The sequence below is a fragment of the Streptomyces sp. NPDC091209 genome (assembly GCF_044757755.1).
Lineage (GTDB): Bacteria > Actinomycetota > Actinomycetes > Streptomycetales > Streptomycetaceae > Streptomyces.
The window spans coordinates 208643-224323 of sequence record NZ_JBIVVR010000008.1 but is presented as its reverse complement, the minus strand read 5'-3'; the positions used below and the strand labels follow the sequence as shown (position 1 = coordinate 224323).

The following is a 15681-nucleotide window of genomic DNA, read 5'->3' as shown; positions in this document are numbered from 1 at the left end:
CGCGGAGGATCCCCCGATGCCCGATCCGATCATGTCCGATCCGGATACGTCCCATCCGGTCACGTCCGAGCCGACGACGTCCGAGCCGATGACGGTCCTGGTGACCGGTGCCAGCGGATTCGTGGGCGCCGAGGTGACCGCCCGGCTCACCGCCGCGGGCCACACCGTGCTGGCGCTGCTGCACCGCAACGGCGACCTCGTCCGCAACAACGGCAGAAGACTCACCCCCGGTCCGGGCGCCCTCACCCGGATCGGCGGCGACATCACCCGCCCCGGCCTCGGCCTGAGCGACGACGACCGGCGGCTCGCCGCCTCCGCCGACCGGATCGTGCACTGCGCCGCCGTCACCGACTTCGGACTGCCCAAGGACCGGTACGAGCGCGTCAACATCGAGGGCACCCGGAACATCCTGGACCTCGCCCTGACAGGCCGTACGCCACTGGTGTACGTCAGCACCGCCTACGTGTGCGGAGAACGTGACGGGATCGCGTACGAGGACGAACTCGACCTCGGGCAACGCCCCGGCAACGACTACGAGAAGAGCAAACTGGCCGCCGAGGCGCTGGTCCGCAAGGCCGCGGGAGACGGCCTGCCCGTGACCGTGGTCCGCCCGAGCATCGTCACCGGCGCCACCCGCACCGGCCGCGTCCGCGACCTCAAGACCGTCTACCCCGTGCTCCGGGTCCTCACCAGGGGCCTGGTGCGCACCGTGCCCGGCCACCACGACGCCGTCCTCGACCTGGTCCCCGTCGACCGCGTCGCCGACCTGGTGACCGCGGCCGCCACCCGTTTCCATGAGGCCGGAGGCCGCACCCTGCACGCCGTCGGCCACGAACTGACCCTGCGGGACATGTCCGACGTCCTCGCCGAGTACCCGGCCTTCCACGTGCCGCGGTTCGTCCCCCCGTCAGCGTTCTCCGCCACGGCGCTACCCGACCGCGAACGCCCCTACTACGAACGGATCGTGTCCCTGTACGCCCCCTACTTCCGGCGCCGCGTGCGCTTCGACGCCGCGCACGCCGAGGTCTTCGGCCACCGCCCGGCTCCGTCCGGCGGACGGCCGTACCTGCGCCGGCTCCTGGACCACTGCCTCGCGACCGGCTACCTCGGCCCGCCCCCGCGCAGGGAGCCGGCCGCCGCCCGCCCCGAAGGGAGCACCCACCGATGACCCCCGCCCACCTCGCCGAGCCCTCGTACGGCATACCGGTGTCCCCTCTGCTGACCTGCCACCCCGACAAGCGACGGCTGTACGGCGCCGACACCTACTTCCAGGAGGGTTACGAGCAACTCGCCGCCCTCACCGACGACATCACCGGTTTCGCGCACCGGCACGCCGCGCTGCTGCTCAAGCCGGACGCCGTCGTGGCCCGCAGGCTGGACGCGGCCGTGGACTGGCTGGCCGGGCAGGGCTTCAGGATCGTCGGCGCGGCGGTCACCCGACTGACCCGCACCATGATCCGCTCCCTGTGGTACTTCCAGTGGAACCTCGCCACCCCCTACCGCAGGCGGCTGGCGGCACTCTTCCTGGAGGACGCCGACGCCCTCGTCCTGCTCGTCCGCGCCGACCACGACCTGGACGTGCCCGCCTCGGTCGAACTCACCCGGCTCAAGGGGCCCACCGACCCCGACGCCCGCCGGCCCGGCCAGCTCCGTCATCTCCTCGGCCGTTACAGCTACTTGCTGAACCTGGCGCACACTCCCGACGAACCCGCCGACGTCCTGCGCGAGTTGGCCGTCCACTTCGACGACACCGCGCGCGACCGCCTGTTCCGCTCCGCCCTCGCCGAAGAGGACCGAACCGCCGACGCCCTGGAGTTGACCGGCCGGCTGTACGCCGCCGCCAAGCCCCGGGCCCTCGACTTCGACCCCGCCGTGTCACGGCTGCGCGAGGCCGTCTCCCGGCACGGCGGTGCCGACCCCATCGCCACCCCGTGCGGGCTGCTGGAGTTCGCGTGGGAACGCGGGATCGACCTCGATCCGTGGGACACCGTCATCGTCGGCTCGAAGGTGCTCCCCATGCGACAGCCCGGCCGCGCGCCCGTGCTGGACGGAGCCGACGCGGACGCCTGGCGCCGGCACCTGGGCACTGTCCGCTCCACCGCGAACTGAGGGGGAGGCCCGTGCAGTTCACCCGGACACTTCCCAAGGACCTCGTGCACCGTTCCGCCGTCGCGGAGGTCTTCCTGACCGACGCCGAACGCCACAGCGAGGACGAGACGCTGCTGGCCGCCCGGTTCCCCCGCCGCCACGCCTTCTACGACGACACCCTCGGATCCCGCACCCGCCACGATCCCTTCCTGCTCCTCGAGGCGTGCAGGCAGGGCATCTTCGTGGTGGCCCACCGCAGCCTCGGCGTCCCGCCGGGGCACAAGTTCCTGCTGCGAGCGGTCGAGTTCGAGGTGCCGGACCCGGTGGCCCGCACGCGCGGCGACGGCCCCACCGAAGCGGTCATCGCCACCCGGATCGAGCGGCGGTTCCGCACCCGGGCCGGAGTGAGGGGCCTGCGGCTGCGCTTCACCCTGACCATCGGCGCACGCGAGGCCCTGCTGGCCCACATCGACTACTCCTGGATGCCCCCCGAGGACTGGGCGAGTCTGCGTGCCGGACAGCGCGGCGCGCTCGGCCTGCCCGCCGTGCCCGTCGCCCTGCGCGGACCACACATCGACCCCGCCCTCGTCGGCCGACGCGCCCCCGCCAACACGGTCATCTCCCCGCCGCGCATCGCGAACGACGGCACCCACACGGCGCGCCTGTTCGCCGAGACCACGCATCCGACCCTGTACGACCACTGGGTGGACCATGTGCCCGGCATGCTGGAGCTGGAGGCCTTCCGCCAACTCGCCCTGCGCGCGGCCACGGCCGCCGGAACCGTCCGTACGGCCGGTGCGTTGCCGGTCGCTCTGGCCGCACGGTTCCGGCGCTTCGCCGAGATGGACCTGCCGCTGGAGTGCCGGACCGCTCCGGTCCTGCCCGGCGCCGACATCGAGTGCACCCTGCGCCAGCCCGGCGCCCTGGCCGCCGAGGCCCGGATCAGGCTCGCCGATCCGGACACCGCCGGACCGGCACGTGCCCTCGCGGCGCCGACGACCCACGCGGCCGCGTGAACCATCCCGCACGCATCCCACAAGCACCCGCCCCGCAAGCCCACACCACAAGCACCCACCCCGCAAGCTCACCCCACAAGCACCCGTCCACGCGCACCGCCGGCACCCGAAGGCAGCCGACAGGTACCCCACACGCTTCCGACACGCACCCGACCGGAAGGTCCCCGCAGTGACCGCCGTCGCCGCTCCACAAGTGCCCGCCAGACTGGGCCGGTTCGTGCTGCGCATGTTCCGGCCGCGGATCTACGTCACCTACGGACTGCTGTGGGTCCTCGCACTGGAGGGTTCCGCGGTGGCCGCGACCGGCACCGCCTGGCGTCCGTCCGGTGCCACCTGGGTGCGGGTCGTCAGCGTCGTACTGGCGCTGCTGTTCATGCGGATGCTGGACGAGCAGAAGGATCTCGACCACGACCGTGTCCACCACCCGGACCGGCCGCTCGTCACCGGCGCCATCACCTCGACCGAACTGCGCGGCGCGATGGCGGTGATCACCTCGGTGGTGACGGGCCTGAACGCGGTCCGGTCGGCCACCGACGCCCTGCTGATCCTCGCGGCCCTCGGATACGGGCTGTTCCTCGCCGTACTGGAAGGCCTGTCGCCCGCGGTGCGCGACCGGCTGCTGCTGAACCTCGCGGTCACCTACCCGGTGCAGTTGCTGCTCGGCGGCTATGTCTACGGCTCGCTCGTCGCCGCGGGGACCGTCACGGCGGACTGGCGCGGTGCGGCACTGCTCGCCCTGTGCGCCTGCGTCTTCCTGCACTTCGAGTTCGCCCGCAAGACGGCCTGGGAGGCTCCACCCGGTGCCCGCCTGTACTCGGGCCGCCTCGGTCCGCGCCGCGCAGCCCTGGTCACCGCGGGTTTCGCGGCCGGGGCGGTCGGCTGCCAGGTCCTGCTGTTCGCGCCGCGCGGCCCGCTCGCGCTGCTGCCCTGCCTGGCGGCCGTCCTGCCCGCACGGGCCGCTCGTCGATTCCTGGCGGCCGGACGCGGCGGGTGGCCGATGACTTCCGCGACGGGCTTCGTCGTGGCCACCTACCTCGCACTGGCGGTCATGGCGGCGCTGCTGCGATGACCGACGAACTTCCCCTGTCCAGTGAGGAGTTGCTGACCACCACGCGCTGCGTGCGCTACGGCCTGGACCTGGAGCGGGCGGTGGACCCGGCCCTGGTCGAGGACTGTCTGCGGATCGCCCTGCAGGCCCCCAACGGCAACAACCGGCAGAACTGGCGATGGATCCTGCTGACCGACCCGCCGATCCGCGCGGCCGTCGCCGAGGTGTACCGAGCCGCGTTCTACGACCGCAACTCCGCCGCGCTGGAGCGACTGGCGGAGCGGCCCGACGCGTCGCGCTCCGTGCTCACCGCCGCCCGTGCGCTGGCTGACCGGCTGCACCGGGTGCCGGTCCTGGTCATCCCCTGCCTCGAACTGGCCGACGAACGGCTGCCGACGGGCAACCAGGCCGGTCTGTGGGCGTCGTTGCTCCCCGCTGCCTGGAGCTACGCGCTGGCCGCCCGCAGCCGTGGACTGGTCACCGCGTGGACGGCGGTCCATCTGGACCGGGAGCGGGAGGTGGCCGACCTGCTGGGTCTGCCGCCCACCGTCCGGCAGGGCGCGCTGCTGCCGACGGCCCACCCGCTGCGCGGCACGTTCCGTCCGGGGCCACGGCTGCCTCTGGACCAGGTCCTGCACCACAACGGCTGGCAATGACATGAGCGTCTTCTGCCCCTGCTGATCCGAACCGCCGACGCCCGGGTGCCGTGGAGGCGCCCGGGCGTCCGTGTTCCCGCCAGGCCTTGCCCGGGTGCGGTGCGGCGGTCAGCCGACCGTCGGGCTGGGCGTCGGGGAGTCGGTGTGCACGTTCAGGTCGGGCCGCGCGGTGAGGACGACCATCGGGGCACCCGGCTGCGGCGGGGGCGGCGTGAGCTGGTCCTTGGGGAGCGTCGGCGGGGCGGTCTGCTGGGCGAGCACCTGGGCGAAGTCGATGGTGCCGGTCTTCTCCATCATGGTGATGTGGTCGAGGACCGTGTCGTTCGCGAGGTCCGCGAGCGCGCGTACGAGCGAGTTCTCGGTGGTGGCGCGGACCTTGGCGATGACCGAGAAGATGCTCCCGTGCGTGACGCGCAGGATATTCGCGGCGGTCGTGTCGAACTGCTTGCCGTTCTGGGCGACCGAGGTCGCCACGAACTGCTGCTGCTGCGGAGACGCCTGGTTCGGCAGAGTGATGTTCAGTTGTACGGCTACCTTGCGGTCCAGATCGTCGAGGCGGGCGTGTCCCACGATCAGGTGCTTGCCGGCCTCCCGCATCGCCGGTGTCGAGCCCTTCTTCAGCGCGATCTCACCCAAGGGGTACTCCCACAGCCCGGCCGCGCGGACCTTGACCACGAAGTCGCGGTCGGCCTCGGTGAGCGGGCCCCACTGCGTGTTCGCGATGACGCGGGTCTGGGCGCTGGACGTGGTCTGGAAGCCCAGCATGGTGGGGTAGGCCAGCGCGGTGAGCGTCAGGGCCACCGCGCCGCCCACGAAGACCGCTCCTGCCAAGTTGCGTGAGACGGGCATGATGCCTCCTGCCGTAAAGATGGGATTTCGCAGGTGGTACGGCCCTCGCGGCTCCATTGATCATCGTGTTGGGTAAAAAACGCCACCTCGCCCTGTGTCGTGCGTCACAGGGCGGATGGTGCGGAGGACGGTTCCTCCCTTGGCGCCGCCTGTGAGGCGGGTCGAGGCCGGCGGGGCCGCGAGGCGTCGCGTCCCGGCCGGGTGAGATCGGTCGGGTGAGGTCGGTCGGCCGTGAGGTGTGGGGTGCCGGTCGGTCGAGGCCGGTGGGGCCGCCGAGATCGTGGGTGCGGTCGGGTGAGGTCGGCGAAATTACCTCCATCAATCGATTGATCGGCGTGCTCCGGCGACGTATCGTCCCCGCCATGCCCGACTCACCGCCCGCCTCACCGGCCCCCGCGCCACCGCCCGCCGACGCCAGTCGTGAACGCATCATCGCGGTGGCCACCTCCCTCTTCGCCGAACACGGCTACGACGGCACCAGCACCCGTCGGATCGCCGCCGACGCCGGGCTGAACATGGCCACCGTCGCCTACCACGTCGGCGGAAAGCCGGACCTCTACCGGGAGGTCATGCTCCGTGCGCACCTCGCCGAGCAGCGGGTGCTGGCGGACGCGCTGGTCGAGTTCCGGGCACTCGCGCCCACCGATCCGGTCGCGGCCGTCACCTGCCTGGTCGACCGGTACCTCGACTTCTGTCTCGACCAGCCGCACATCCCGGCCCTGTGGATGCGCCGCTGGCTCTCGGACGCCGCCGAGTTCGCGGATCTGGAGGCCGCCTACGCGCGCCCGCTGATCGCATCCGTCCGCGACACGGTGCGTGAGGTCGTCCCGGCCGCGCTGACGGCCGGGGCCGCAGCGCCCGCCGACATCGAGATGACCGTCTGGACGGTGCTGTGGAGCACCCACGGCTTCTGCCGCTCGGGCATCCGCGCCGAGGTCCCGCGCTTCCGCGCCCACCTGCGTGCCCTCGTCCTGCGTGATCTGGGGCTCGGAGCCCAGGAACCGCGCGCCCAGGAACCGCGCGCCCAGGGGCGCGGATGACGACCGCCCTGGTCCCCCCGACCACCGACGACGAGATCACCCGCCGCCGCCTCTTCGTCTACGGCATCGGCTCGGTCGGCACCGGTATCTTCTCCACCGTCCCCGGCCTGCTCCTGCTCTACTTCATGACCGACGCGCTGGGCGTCCCCGCCGGTATCGCCGGACTCGTGGTCGCCCTGCCCAAGGCATGGGACGCCGTGTTCAACCCCCTGGTCGGTGCGGCGAGCGACCGGGAGGCCGTCCGTACCGGCCGACGGACCCGGCTGCTCGTCGCCGGCGGGCTCGCACTGCCCGCCGCGTTCGCGGCGATGTTCCTGTCCCCGATGACCGGCACGGGCGCGGCGGTCTGGGTGACCGTCACGTTCGTCCTGGCCGCGAGCGCCTTCTCACTGTTCCAGGTGCCGTACGTCGCCCTGCCCGCCGAGATGTCGCCCGTGCCGGCCGTCCGCACCCGGATCATGGTCTGGCGGATCGTCTTCCTGACCCTGGGCATCCTCGTCGCGGGCGGCGCGGCCCCCCTCGTCGTCAGCGTCGCGGGTGGCGGCCGTACCGGCTACGGAGCGATGGGCCTGATCGTGGGCCTGGTCGTCGCGGCCGTCCTGCTGGTGCCCGCCCTCGGTACCCGCTGGGTGCGTTCACGGCCCGGGCCCGAACCCCTCGGCCTGGTCGCGGCCTTCCGCACCGCACGCGGCAACCGCGCGTTCTTCGCGCTGCTCGCCTCCTTCGTGCTGCAGGCCGCCGCCGTCGCGATCATGCTCGCCGCCGCACCGTACGTCGCCACCTACCGCCTGGGCGGCTACGGCCTGACCTCGGTGCTCTTCGTCTGCCTGGTCGCACCCAGCGCCGTCGCCGTCCCGCTCTGGGCCAAGGCCGCCGGACGCTGGGGGCGGCTGCGCTGCCTCACGGTCGCGACCTGCGGATACGCTGCCGGCGCGGCGGCCCTGCTCCCGGCGGCCGGCAGCGGCAGCGGCACCGTGGCTGTCGCCGCGACGCTCGCGCTCTGCGGGCTGCTCGGCGTCTGCTACGCCGCCCTGCAGGTCCTCCCGCTCGCCCTGCTGCCCGACACGGTGCACGCCGACAAGGCCAGGACCGGCCAGGTCCAGTCCGGCGCGTTCACCGGACTGTGGACGGCCGGTGAGACCGTCGGCCTCGCGGCCGGACCCGGCGCGTACTCGATCGCGCTGGCCGCCACCGGCTTCGTCTCCTCGACGCTGAACCATCCGGTCGCCCAGACCGCCACCGCGCGGACCGGCATCCTCCTCGGCTTCAGCCTCGTCCCCGCCCTGCTCATGCTGCTCTCGCTGCCCGCCCTGCGCGCCTACGGCCGCCGCCGCGCCGCGCAAGAAACGGAAACCCTCTGATGACGACTCCCCAGCAGGCCACCGTCCCCGCCCCGGCCGCCCACCCCGGCCTGCCCGAGACCGGCCGCGCCGGCGCCGACCTTCTCGCCGAACTCGCCGTCCTCACCGCCGCCGACCTGCCCACCCGAGGCGGACACACCACGGCCTACGTCTACGACAGCGGCCGTCCCGAGGTACGCGAAGCCGCCGAACGGGCCTACCTGACGATGATGGAGGTCAACGGTCTGGACCCGACCGCGTTCCCCAGCATCGTCGCGCTGGAACGCCAGGTCGTCGGCGCGACCGCCGTCCGCCTCGGCGGCGACGACAGCACCCCGGGCATCTTCACCAGCGGCGGAACCGAGTCGATCATTCTCGCGGTGAAGGCCGCCCGGGACGCCCGCCCGGACGTCCTCGCCCCGGAGATCGTCGTACCGGTCACCGCCCACGCCGCCTTCCACAAGGCCGGCAGCTACCTCCGGGTCACCGTACGCAGCGCACCCGTCGACCCCCGTACCTACCGGGCCGACCCGGCCGCGATGGCCGCGCTCTGCAACGAGAACACGGTCCTCGTCGTCGCCTCCGCCCCGTCCTACGCCCACGGCGTCATCGACCCCGTCGAGGAGATAGCCGCCGACGCCGCCGCCCGCGGCATCCCCTGCCACGTCGACGCCTGTGTCGGAGGCTGGCTGCTGCCGTGGCTCGCCGAGGCCGGCGCGCCCGTCCCGGCCTTCGACCTCTCCGTCCCCGGCGTCACCTCGCTCTCCTGCGACCTGCACAAGTTCGGCTACGCCCCCAAGGGCGCCTCCGTGCTGCTGTTCCGCGACGAGGCCCTGCGCCTCAACGCCTACTACGCCTGTGCCGCCTGGCCCGGCTACAGCGTCGTCAACTCCACGATCCAGAGCAGCAAGGGAGCCGGACCCCTCGCCGGGGCCTGGGCCACACTGCAGGCTCTCGGCGCCGACGGCTACCGCGAACTCGGCCGTGCCGCCCTGTCCGCGACCCGCCGGCTGATCAGCGGCGTGAAGGAGATCGACGGCCTCACCGTGCTGGGCACCCCCGAGGCCACCCTCGTCGCCATCGGCACCGACCCGACGGCCGAGACCCCGCTCGACCTCTTCGCCCTCGCCGACGAGACCCGCGCCCGCGGCTTCTTCCTCCAGCCCCAGCTCAGCCTCGACGGCCTCCCGGCCAACCTGCATCTGACCCTCACGGGGGTCAGCGAGCACGGCGTCGAGGAGCTGCTCGCCGTCCTGCGCGCATGCGTCGACCTCGTCCGTCCGCTCGGGCCCCCGACACCCCCCGCCGACATCGTCGACCTGCTCCAGCAGGTGGACCTGACCGAACTCGACAACGCGTCCTTCGCGGCACTGCTCCCCGCCGCGGGCGTCGACCTGAGCGGCGACAACGCGGCCCGGATGGCCCCGGTCAACCGCCTCCTGGACGCCCTCCCGGCGGCGACCCGCGAGGTCATCGTCACCCGCTTCCTGTCCGCGCTCTACAGCCCGTACCTGGGCGGCTGAGGACAGCTCCGGCAGGCGCCGTGAAGGTTGTCGCCCAGGAGCCGTCAGGGCCACGACGGCTGTGGCCGGGTACGACGAGGACGTACCCGGCCATGATCGCTTTCGTCCCGGTACCGCCGGCCAGGAGGGCCGGACGAGGGCGTCCGCTGCCGGGGAGCCCGGTGCCGGGCCGCCCGGGCTCAACGGGCTGTGCGATGCCTTCGTCCGCCGCGGCGGAAACGCATGCCGGCATAGGCGAGATCGGCTATCAGGACGAGGCAGCCGATGATCAGCAGGTAGAACAGTCCGTGGGCGGTGAATCCGATGATGCCCAGGACGAGGGCTGCGAGGAGCAGGAACAGGAACAGGCTCATCGGCTCTCCCAGGGACTTTCGGGGCTTTCGGGGACTTTCGGCGGTCAGCGACGGGCGAGACGGCGCTCGCCCTTGACGCCCGGTGTGTAGGTGAGTTCGTAGTGTGCGAAGACTCCCGGCTCGTCCGTGGCGGGCAGCACGCCGTCCGTGTCGATGGCGGGGGCCTTCTTCACCAGGTTCTTGTCGTGAGCGACCTTCAGGTACCCGGGCCCGACGGTCGCGCCGTCAAGGGGTACGAACACCAGGCGACGGCGCGTGGGCAGGCCCACGGTCACGGTGGCGAAGGACGGACTGTCGGTCGCCGTGTCGACGTAGACGGATTCCAGTGTGCCGATCTTGTGGCCACCGGGATCCACCACGTCGTGACCACGCCACTCGCGGATGTCACCTGCCTCGAACATCATGAACCTCCACAGGGCAGGTACCCCCGATCGTCGGCCTGATGCGCAGGTCGCCGACGTTGCGCCGCCGGGAACCGGCCCGGACGGCCGCGATCACGCGGAAATCGATCGCCGCGGCGGGCCGGGTCACAGCAAGCTGCTCCAGTACGGCCAGAAGCGGGTGAGGACGAGCAGGGCGATCACTCCGTACCAGGCGCCGAGCAGCAGCAGATGGGTGTCGCGGAGGACCATCAGCACGCGTCGCGGCGCGGGGAGGATTCCCTGTTCCAGGCAGTGCAGGGTGACGTACCAGAACAGAGCGATGGTGGAGATCCACACGCAGGCGCAGTAAGGGCAGATCTTGTTGAGTTCGTAGAGCGACTGGACGATCAGCCAGTGGACGAACACCACCCCCGTCAGCGCCCCGGCGTCCAGCGCGAGCCAGAGCCCGCGGTGCAGTCGGGCGCCGGTGAGGACGGCGACCCCCAGCGCGGCCACGGCGGCGAAGGCACCGAGCCCGAGCAGCATATTGGGGAAGCCGAACAGGCTGCCCTGCGAGCTGGACATGACGCTGCCGCAGCTCACGACCGGGCTGATGTTGCACGGCGGTCGGTAGGTGGGGTCGCGGAGCAACCGCCAGTCGTCCACCGTCAGTTGGAAGGAGGCGAGCCAGCCGACGATTCCGGTGATGAGCATCACCAGGGCCGTTCGGCGGCCGGCTCCCGTCGTCTGTGCGGCCGCGGCGGCCGTGGACCGCGCCGAGAGCACGGGACCGTGGCTCATCGGGTCCGCCCGGAGGGGGAGGGCCGCCGGGTCCGGCTCGCGGCTGACGGGAGCGGCGCCGGTGCGGCCCTCCGGCGGCAGACCAGGTCGCGACGCCTGCCCCCGTACGTTCTGATCGTTCTCCATGATGGGGACGCTAGGGGCCCCGGACCTCGGCGTACCTGGTCCGGCGGGCCCTGCCCGACCACCATCCGGCCCACTCCGGTCGGTCGCGACAGGGCCGAACGGTCCCTGTACCGGGGTCCGGTCGGCCGATGGGTCGGAATCGCCGCGGCGGGCCACGGCATCGCACAGGCCGGGGACCGGAAGTCCTTCCGGTGTCGTGCCCACCCCGATCGAGGCCGCCCGGAGCGAAGCGGCGGTGTGCCCCGCACGTACTGATCCGCTTCGGATACGGCACCGACGGGAGGCGCCCGCCGCGTGCCTGCGTGGACCCCGTACCGGGTACGGTCACGGGGCCGGATCCCGAAGATCGCTGACACGGGCACTGACACCCGGATCCGTACGTGGACGGGGCCGACGGTTCGACCCGGTGGGCCGAGGACACGGCCCGTCCTCACGCGCCCTGGCCGCGCAGCCTCGGCACGTGTCCCTCGACCGTGCGGCGGGCGGTTCCGAGACCCCGGCCGGCGCGGACGGGTGCCGTCACTGCGGCCCGTACGCTCCCCGGAGGTCGCGTCCGGTGACGAGGTCCGAGTCGATCCGCACGAACACCACGTTCCGCAACGGCATCCACGACGTGGGGCCGACCTGCGACAGCCGTGCGTGCTCGGCGGGGTCGGCCACGACAGTGGCACGTCCCGTGACGACCACGCTCCACCCGGACCGGGTCTCCGTATCGAACTCGTCCGCCTCGAAGGCGACCACGACACCGTCGATCGCGCGGACGAGATCCGAGTCCGACGAGGTGCGCAGCAGGACAGAACTGTCCGTGTCCAGGCAGAAATTGACAGGAAGGACCGCGGGCAAGGCCTGTCGGGTGTACACCACGCGGCCGACCGGGACCTTGGCCAGGAGGCGTAGGCACTCCTGCCGGTCGAGTTCGTGAAAGACGTCGTCCTGGGACATCGGACCATCGTCTCTCCGCGCGCCGGGACCGTGTAGGGCCGGTCGGCCCTACTCCGGGGCAGGCCAGGACGGAGTTTGCGGGCGTGGCCGATGCCGGCTCTGGCCACCGTCGGCTTCGCCGTGAACTTCTGGGCGTGGGCCCTGGCCAGCCCGCTCGGCCCCGGTTCAAGGACACCCTCGACATGTCGTCGCTCCAGCAGTCGCTGCTGGTGGCGGTGCCCGTCGTGGTCGGATCCCTGCGCCGTGTGCCGGTCGGCGCGCCGACCGGCCGGTACGACTGTCGCGTCCTGTTCCCGATCGTGTCGGCGGCCACCGTTCTGCCGGTCCTCCACCTCGGCCCGGCTGGGCACTCCTCCCTCACCGCGCTGCTGATCGGCGGCTTCTTCCTCGGCATCGGAGGCACCCACCGCCTTCGCCGTCGGCGTGCCCCCGGCTAGCGGGCGAGTTCGCGCACCATGAACACATCCACCGGATTCTCCGACTCGACGGTGAACCCGTGCCGCTCGTAGAGCCGTTGCGCCGGACTGCCCTGCAGCACGTTGAGCCGGATCGGGACACCCAGGTCATCGCACCGCTTCAGCAACTCGCTCAGCACGCCCGAACCGATTCCGCTGCCCTGAAGATGTGGCGCCAGGTAGAAATGCTCGAGCCAGTGCGCGTCCTCGGCCGGTCGCAGGGCCACACAGCCGGCCGGCGCACGACCGACCTCGATCACCCAGGTGTGCGCCGGGTCGAAGCCGTCCCGCAGCCGCTGCCGCACGCGTCGGGCGTCGTACCGCCCGAGCCGTTCCAGATCCGCCCGCAGCACCACGGCACGCAACTCGGCGACCGCCTCGACATCTCGAAGCGACGCCGGCCGAAGCTCCCAATCCACCATGATCATCACGCTACCGCGCGGTGGGCCCACCGGTGCCGGTTGCGTGCGGTGCCGACTCGGTGCCGTCATGTCGAGCAGGAGCGGGCCGTCGTGGTCGAGTGCCGGGCTCGGCCGTGTACACGCCGAGGCGCCGGCCAACCGACGCCTGGACGGATGAACCAGTCGGCGGGGGCGGCGGACGCCCAGCGGACCGTCGCTGTCCGACCGCCGCGCGGCGGCAGCCGCTCCGAACCGTGCCACTGTGGAAGCGGGCCAGTAGCGACGTCGACAGGGGCCCGCCCGCGGATGTCCGGCGCCCCGGACGGCTCGCGGGAGGGCAGGGGACCGCCCCGCTTCGCCCTCGCCGACGTCGCGTCGTGTGCGATCCGAAGAAGGGCCGGTCATGACCACATTTCCCACCGCGCGAGCCGTCCGGACAACCCCGGAGGGCCTTCTCTGGGAGCCCAGTGAACGCTGGGTGCGCGGCCGCGAGGGCGAGGTCACCGTCGTGGACAGCAGGCACCCCGTCCTCGTGTGGGAACCCTCGGTACCGGTGCCGCTGTACGCCTTCCCGCGCGGCGAGGTCCGCGAGGACCTGCTCCGCCCCGCGAAGAACCCGCCGACGGGCACGCACACCGGATCGCGGATCTTCTACGATCTCGAACTCGACGGCGAGCTGCTGGAGAACGCGGCCTGGACGTTCCCCGCCTCCGACCTGGCCGGTCACATCGCGTTCGAGTGGTTCCGGCGCACCGGCCGCGGCCTGCAGCACTGGTACGAGGAGGAGGAAGAGATCTTCATCCACCCACGGGACCCGCACAAACGCGTGGACGCCATGCCGAGCAGCCGCCACGTCCGGGTCGAGGTCGACGGCACCCTCGTCGCCGACACCCACCGCCCGGTCCTGCTCTTCGAGACAGGCCTGCCGACGCGGTTCTACATCCCGCGCGAAGACGTCCGCCTGGAACTGTTCGTCCCCACCGACCACCACACCGGCTGCCCGTACAAGGGCACGGCCCGGTACTGGTCGTGGCGGGGTGGACCCGCCGTCCCGCCGAACGTCGTCTGGAGCTACCCGGAACCGCTGCCCGCCGTGGGCCCGGTCAAGAATCTCCTGGCCTTCTACAACGAGGCGGTCGACATCACCGTGGACGGCGAAGTCCTGGAGCGTCCCGTCACCCCGTTCACCAAAGGGCTCGCGGAGCAGACCCCGCACTGACGGAACCCCGGCGCCGAAGTCTCCCTGTTCTTGAACTCCTCTTCCGCGTGGGTCAGTTCCTCAGGGGGTGACGGCCTCGCGTTCGTGCTCCGTCAGCGGCGGGCCTTCCAGGGAAGGCTCCTTCCGGCCGAGGTAGACAAGGGCGAGCATGTCGGGCATCAGCAGCCGGGCGGGCGGACTTTCCATGCTCATCACATCCAGCAGGATGCGCAGGGCATGCGGATTGCGCGAACCGGCGTCGACCGCCTTGTCGACGAACGCGGCGAGAGCCCTTTCGAGGCGGGTCGGAGGCTGGTCACTGGCGCCCGGGTAGAACACGTCCTGGCCGACGGCAAGGTTCCAGGCGTTCTCCACCGGGCGCGCCGCGGCCTTTTGGATACGCCGTGCGGTGCCGGGTGCGCTGATGTGCCGTTGCCGCAGGATGCGGCGCAGGGCGATGACGCTCTGCGCGGCGGCGCTCAGCCCGTGGCCGTAGACCGGGTTGTAGCCGGCGACGGCGTCGCCGAGCACGGCGAAGCCGTCGGGCCAGCGGACGGCCTTCTCGTAGTAGCGCCGCTTGTTGGCTGTGCTGCGGGTGGTGATGACGTCCGTTTCGGGTTCGGCCCCGGCCAGGAGTTCGCCGATGACGGGATGAGGCAGGCTCAGGGCGAAGGCCAGGAATTCGTCGTTGTCGCCGCTGGGCTGCCCGCCGCGGGTTCCGGAGAGCGTCACGAGCCATCGGCCGTCTTCGATGGGGGCGATGATGCCGCCGCGGCCGGGGACCTGGCGGGGATCGGCCTGGACATTGACGATGGGGAAGCCGTCCGCCGCTCTGCCGGGTGCGCGGTATATCCGGCTGGCGTAGCCGGTACCGGTGTCGACGGACCGCTCCTCGATCGGCGGCAGTCCGAGATCCTTCAGCCAGGCGGGGGCACGGCTCGCCCGACCGCTCGCGTCGATCACCATGTCGGCCGGGATGGACTGTTCGGACCGGTCCGCCCGAATCCTGACGCCGGTCACACGGGCCCCGTTGCCCTGCAGGCAGAGCAGTTCGGTCCGCTGGAGGAGGGTGACGCGTTCGTCGCGCAGAACCCTGGTGCGGATCACGGCGTCGAGGAGGTCGCGGCTGCACAGGAGGTTGGTGTGGCGTGCGTGGTCGAACCTGCGGAACCACTGGCCGGACGGAGCCTTGGACACCAAGTCGGTCATGATGCGCGGTGTGTGGGCACCGTGGGCGACGAGCTGCGCGACGATGCCGGGCAGGAGTTCATCGAGGGCTTTGACGCCGCCCGACCACAGCACGTGAGCGTGGCGGGCCTGCGGAAGTCCCTTGCGGGGCTGTGGGCCGTCGGGCAGCACATCGCGCTCAATGATCCGAACGTCTGCGAAGTCGGCGAGCACGGCTGCGGCGAGCATGCCCGTCATTCCGCCTCCGATCACCACCACGGTGGGACGGGAGGCGGTTCTGGCAGACGATGGCATG

At 71.9% G+C, this 15681-nt stretch carries 16 protein-coding genes and 1 pseudogene; 10 read left to right on the top strand and 7 right to left on the bottom strand.

Annotated elements, in window-relative coordinates:
- Positions 1-16 precede the first annotated feature (16 nt).
- From ACIQRL_RS24415 to ACIQRL_RS24395, 5 genes are all read left to right on the top strand, one after another.
- Complete coding sequence (locus tag ACIQRL_RS24415; protein WP_401334957.1) at positions 17-1168, top strand: SDR family oxidoreductase; 1152 nt, start codon at positions 17-19, stop codon at positions 1166-1168.
- Complete coding sequence (locus tag ACIQRL_RS24410; protein ID WP_401334954.1) at positions 1165-2109, top strand: nucleoside-diphosphate kinase; 945 nt, start codon at positions 1165-1167, stop codon at positions 2107-2109. Before ACIQRL_RS24415 ends, ACIQRL_RS24410 begins: the two co-directional genes overlap by 4 nt.
- Positions 2110-2120: 11 nt before the next feature.
- The gene (locus ACIQRL_RS24405) at positions 2121-3104 is read left to right on the top strand and encodes a ScbA/BarX family gamma-butyrolactone biosynthesis protein (protein WP_401334951.1); all 984 of its coding nucleotides are present in this window, start codon (positions 2121-2123) and stop codon (positions 3102-3104) included.
- Positions 3105-3273: 169 nt separating this feature from the next.
- Positions 3274-4173 (top strand): hypothetical protein, encoded by a 900-nt coding sequence (locus ACIQRL_RS24400; protein ID WP_401334949.1) that lies wholly within the window; start codon positions 3274-3276, stop codon positions 4171-4173.
- Positions 4170-4808 carry a nitroreductase family protein gene (locus ACIQRL_RS24395; RefSeq protein WP_401334947.1) on the top strand — a complete coding sequence of 213 codons (639 nt, stop codon included), beginning with the start codon at positions 4170-4172 and terminating at the stop codon, positions 4806-4808. Before ACIQRL_RS24400 ends, ACIQRL_RS24395 begins: the two co-directional genes overlap by 4 nt.
- A 108-nt stretch (positions 4809-4916) precedes the next feature.
- Here ACIQRL_RS24395 and ACIQRL_RS24390 read toward each other — a convergent pair whose 3' ends face one another.
- Positions 4917-5657 carry a DUF4142 domain-containing protein gene (locus ACIQRL_RS24390; RefSeq protein WP_401334944.1) on the bottom strand — a complete coding sequence of 247 codons (741 nt, stop codon included), beginning with the start codon at positions 5655-5657 and terminating at the stop codon, positions 4917-4919.
- A gap of 362 nt (positions 5658-6019) precedes the next feature.
- Between ACIQRL_RS24390 and ACIQRL_RS24385 the strand changes: the two genes are divergently transcribed.
- From ACIQRL_RS24385 to ACIQRL_RS24375, 3 genes are read left to right on the top strand one after another with little or no spacing between them, the layout of a single operon-like run.
- Complete coding sequence (locus ACIQRL_RS24385; RefSeq protein WP_401334941.1) at positions 6020-6697, top strand: TetR/AcrR family transcriptional regulator; 678 nt, start codon at positions 6020-6022, stop codon at positions 6695-6697.
- The gene (locus ACIQRL_RS24380) at positions 6694-8058 is read left to right on the top strand and encodes an MFS transporter (protein ID WP_401334938.1); all 1365 of its coding nucleotides are present in this window, start codon (positions 6694-6696) and stop codon (positions 8056-8058) included. The genes ACIQRL_RS24385 and ACIQRL_RS24380 overlap by 4 nt, the downstream gene beginning before the upstream one ends.
- On the top strand, positions 8058-9560 hold the full coding sequence (locus tag ACIQRL_RS24375) for a pyridoxal phosphate-dependent decarboxylase family protein (RefSeq protein ID WP_401334936.1): 1503 nt from the start codon (positions 8058-8060) through the stop codon (positions 9558-9560). Before ACIQRL_RS24380 ends, ACIQRL_RS24375 begins: the two co-directional genes overlap by 1 nt.
- 179 nt (positions 9561-9739) lie before the next feature.
- Here ACIQRL_RS24375 and ACIQRL_RS24370 read toward each other — a convergent pair whose 3' ends face one another.
- The 4 genes from ACIQRL_RS24370 to ACIQRL_RS24355 all read right to left on the bottom strand — a co-directional run bounded on the left by ACIQRL_RS24370 (position 9740) and on the right by ACIQRL_RS24355 (position 12144).
- Entirely contained in the window at positions 9740-9913 is a 174-nt protein-coding gene (locus ACIQRL_RS24370; RefSeq protein WP_401334934.1) for a hypothetical protein, read from the bottom strand.
- A gap of 44 nt (positions 9914-9957) precedes the next feature.
- On the bottom strand, positions 9958-10314 hold the full coding sequence (locus ACIQRL_RS24365; RefSeq protein ID WP_401335516.1) for a PRC-barrel domain-containing protein: 357 nt from the start codon (positions 10312-10314) through the stop codon (positions 9958-9960).
- Positions 10315-10440: 126 nt separating this feature from the next.
- Positions 10441-11202, bottom strand: coding sequence for a vitamin K epoxide reductase family protein (locus ACIQRL_RS24360; protein WP_401334931.1), 762 nt, complete (start codon positions 11200-11202; stop codon positions 10441-10443).
- 519 nt (positions 11203-11721) lie between these two features.
- Positions 11722-12144, bottom strand: a complete 423-nt coding sequence (locus ACIQRL_RS24355) for a pyridoxamine 5'-phosphate oxidase family protein (RefSeq protein ID WP_401334928.1) — start codon at positions 12142-12144, stop codon at positions 11722-11724.
- 90 nt (positions 12145-12234) lie between these two features.
- Here ACIQRL_RS24355 and ACIQRL_RS24350 point away from each other — a divergent pair.
- Positions 12235-12548: pseudogene (locus ACIQRL_RS24350) on the top strand (MFS transporter); the annotation flags it as partial.
- A gap of 29 nt (positions 12549-12577) precedes the next feature.
- Here the strand turns inward: ACIQRL_RS24350 and ACIQRL_RS24345 are convergent.
- Positions 12578-13021, bottom strand: a complete 444-nt coding sequence (locus ACIQRL_RS24345) for a GNAT family N-acetyltransferase (RefSeq protein ID WP_401335513.1) — start codon at positions 13019-13021, stop codon at positions 12578-12580.
- A gap of 382 nt (positions 13022-13403) precedes the next feature.
- On the opposite strand from ACIQRL_RS24345, the gene ACIQRL_RS24340 reads away from it, so the two are divergent.
- Positions 13404-14219, top strand: a complete 816-nt coding sequence (locus ACIQRL_RS24340) for a DUF427 domain-containing protein (protein WP_401334926.1) — start codon at positions 13404-13406, stop codon at positions 14217-14219.
- A gap of 60 nt (positions 14220-14279) precedes the next feature.
- Here ACIQRL_RS24340 and ACIQRL_RS24335 read toward each other — a convergent pair whose 3' ends face one another.
- The gene (locus ACIQRL_RS24335) at positions 14280-15680 is read right to left on the bottom strand and encodes an FAD-dependent oxidoreductase (protein ID WP_401334923.1); all 1401 of its coding nucleotides are present in this window, start codon (positions 15678-15680) and stop codon (positions 14280-14282) included.
- Between the last annotated feature and the right edge of the window lies 1 nt (position 15681).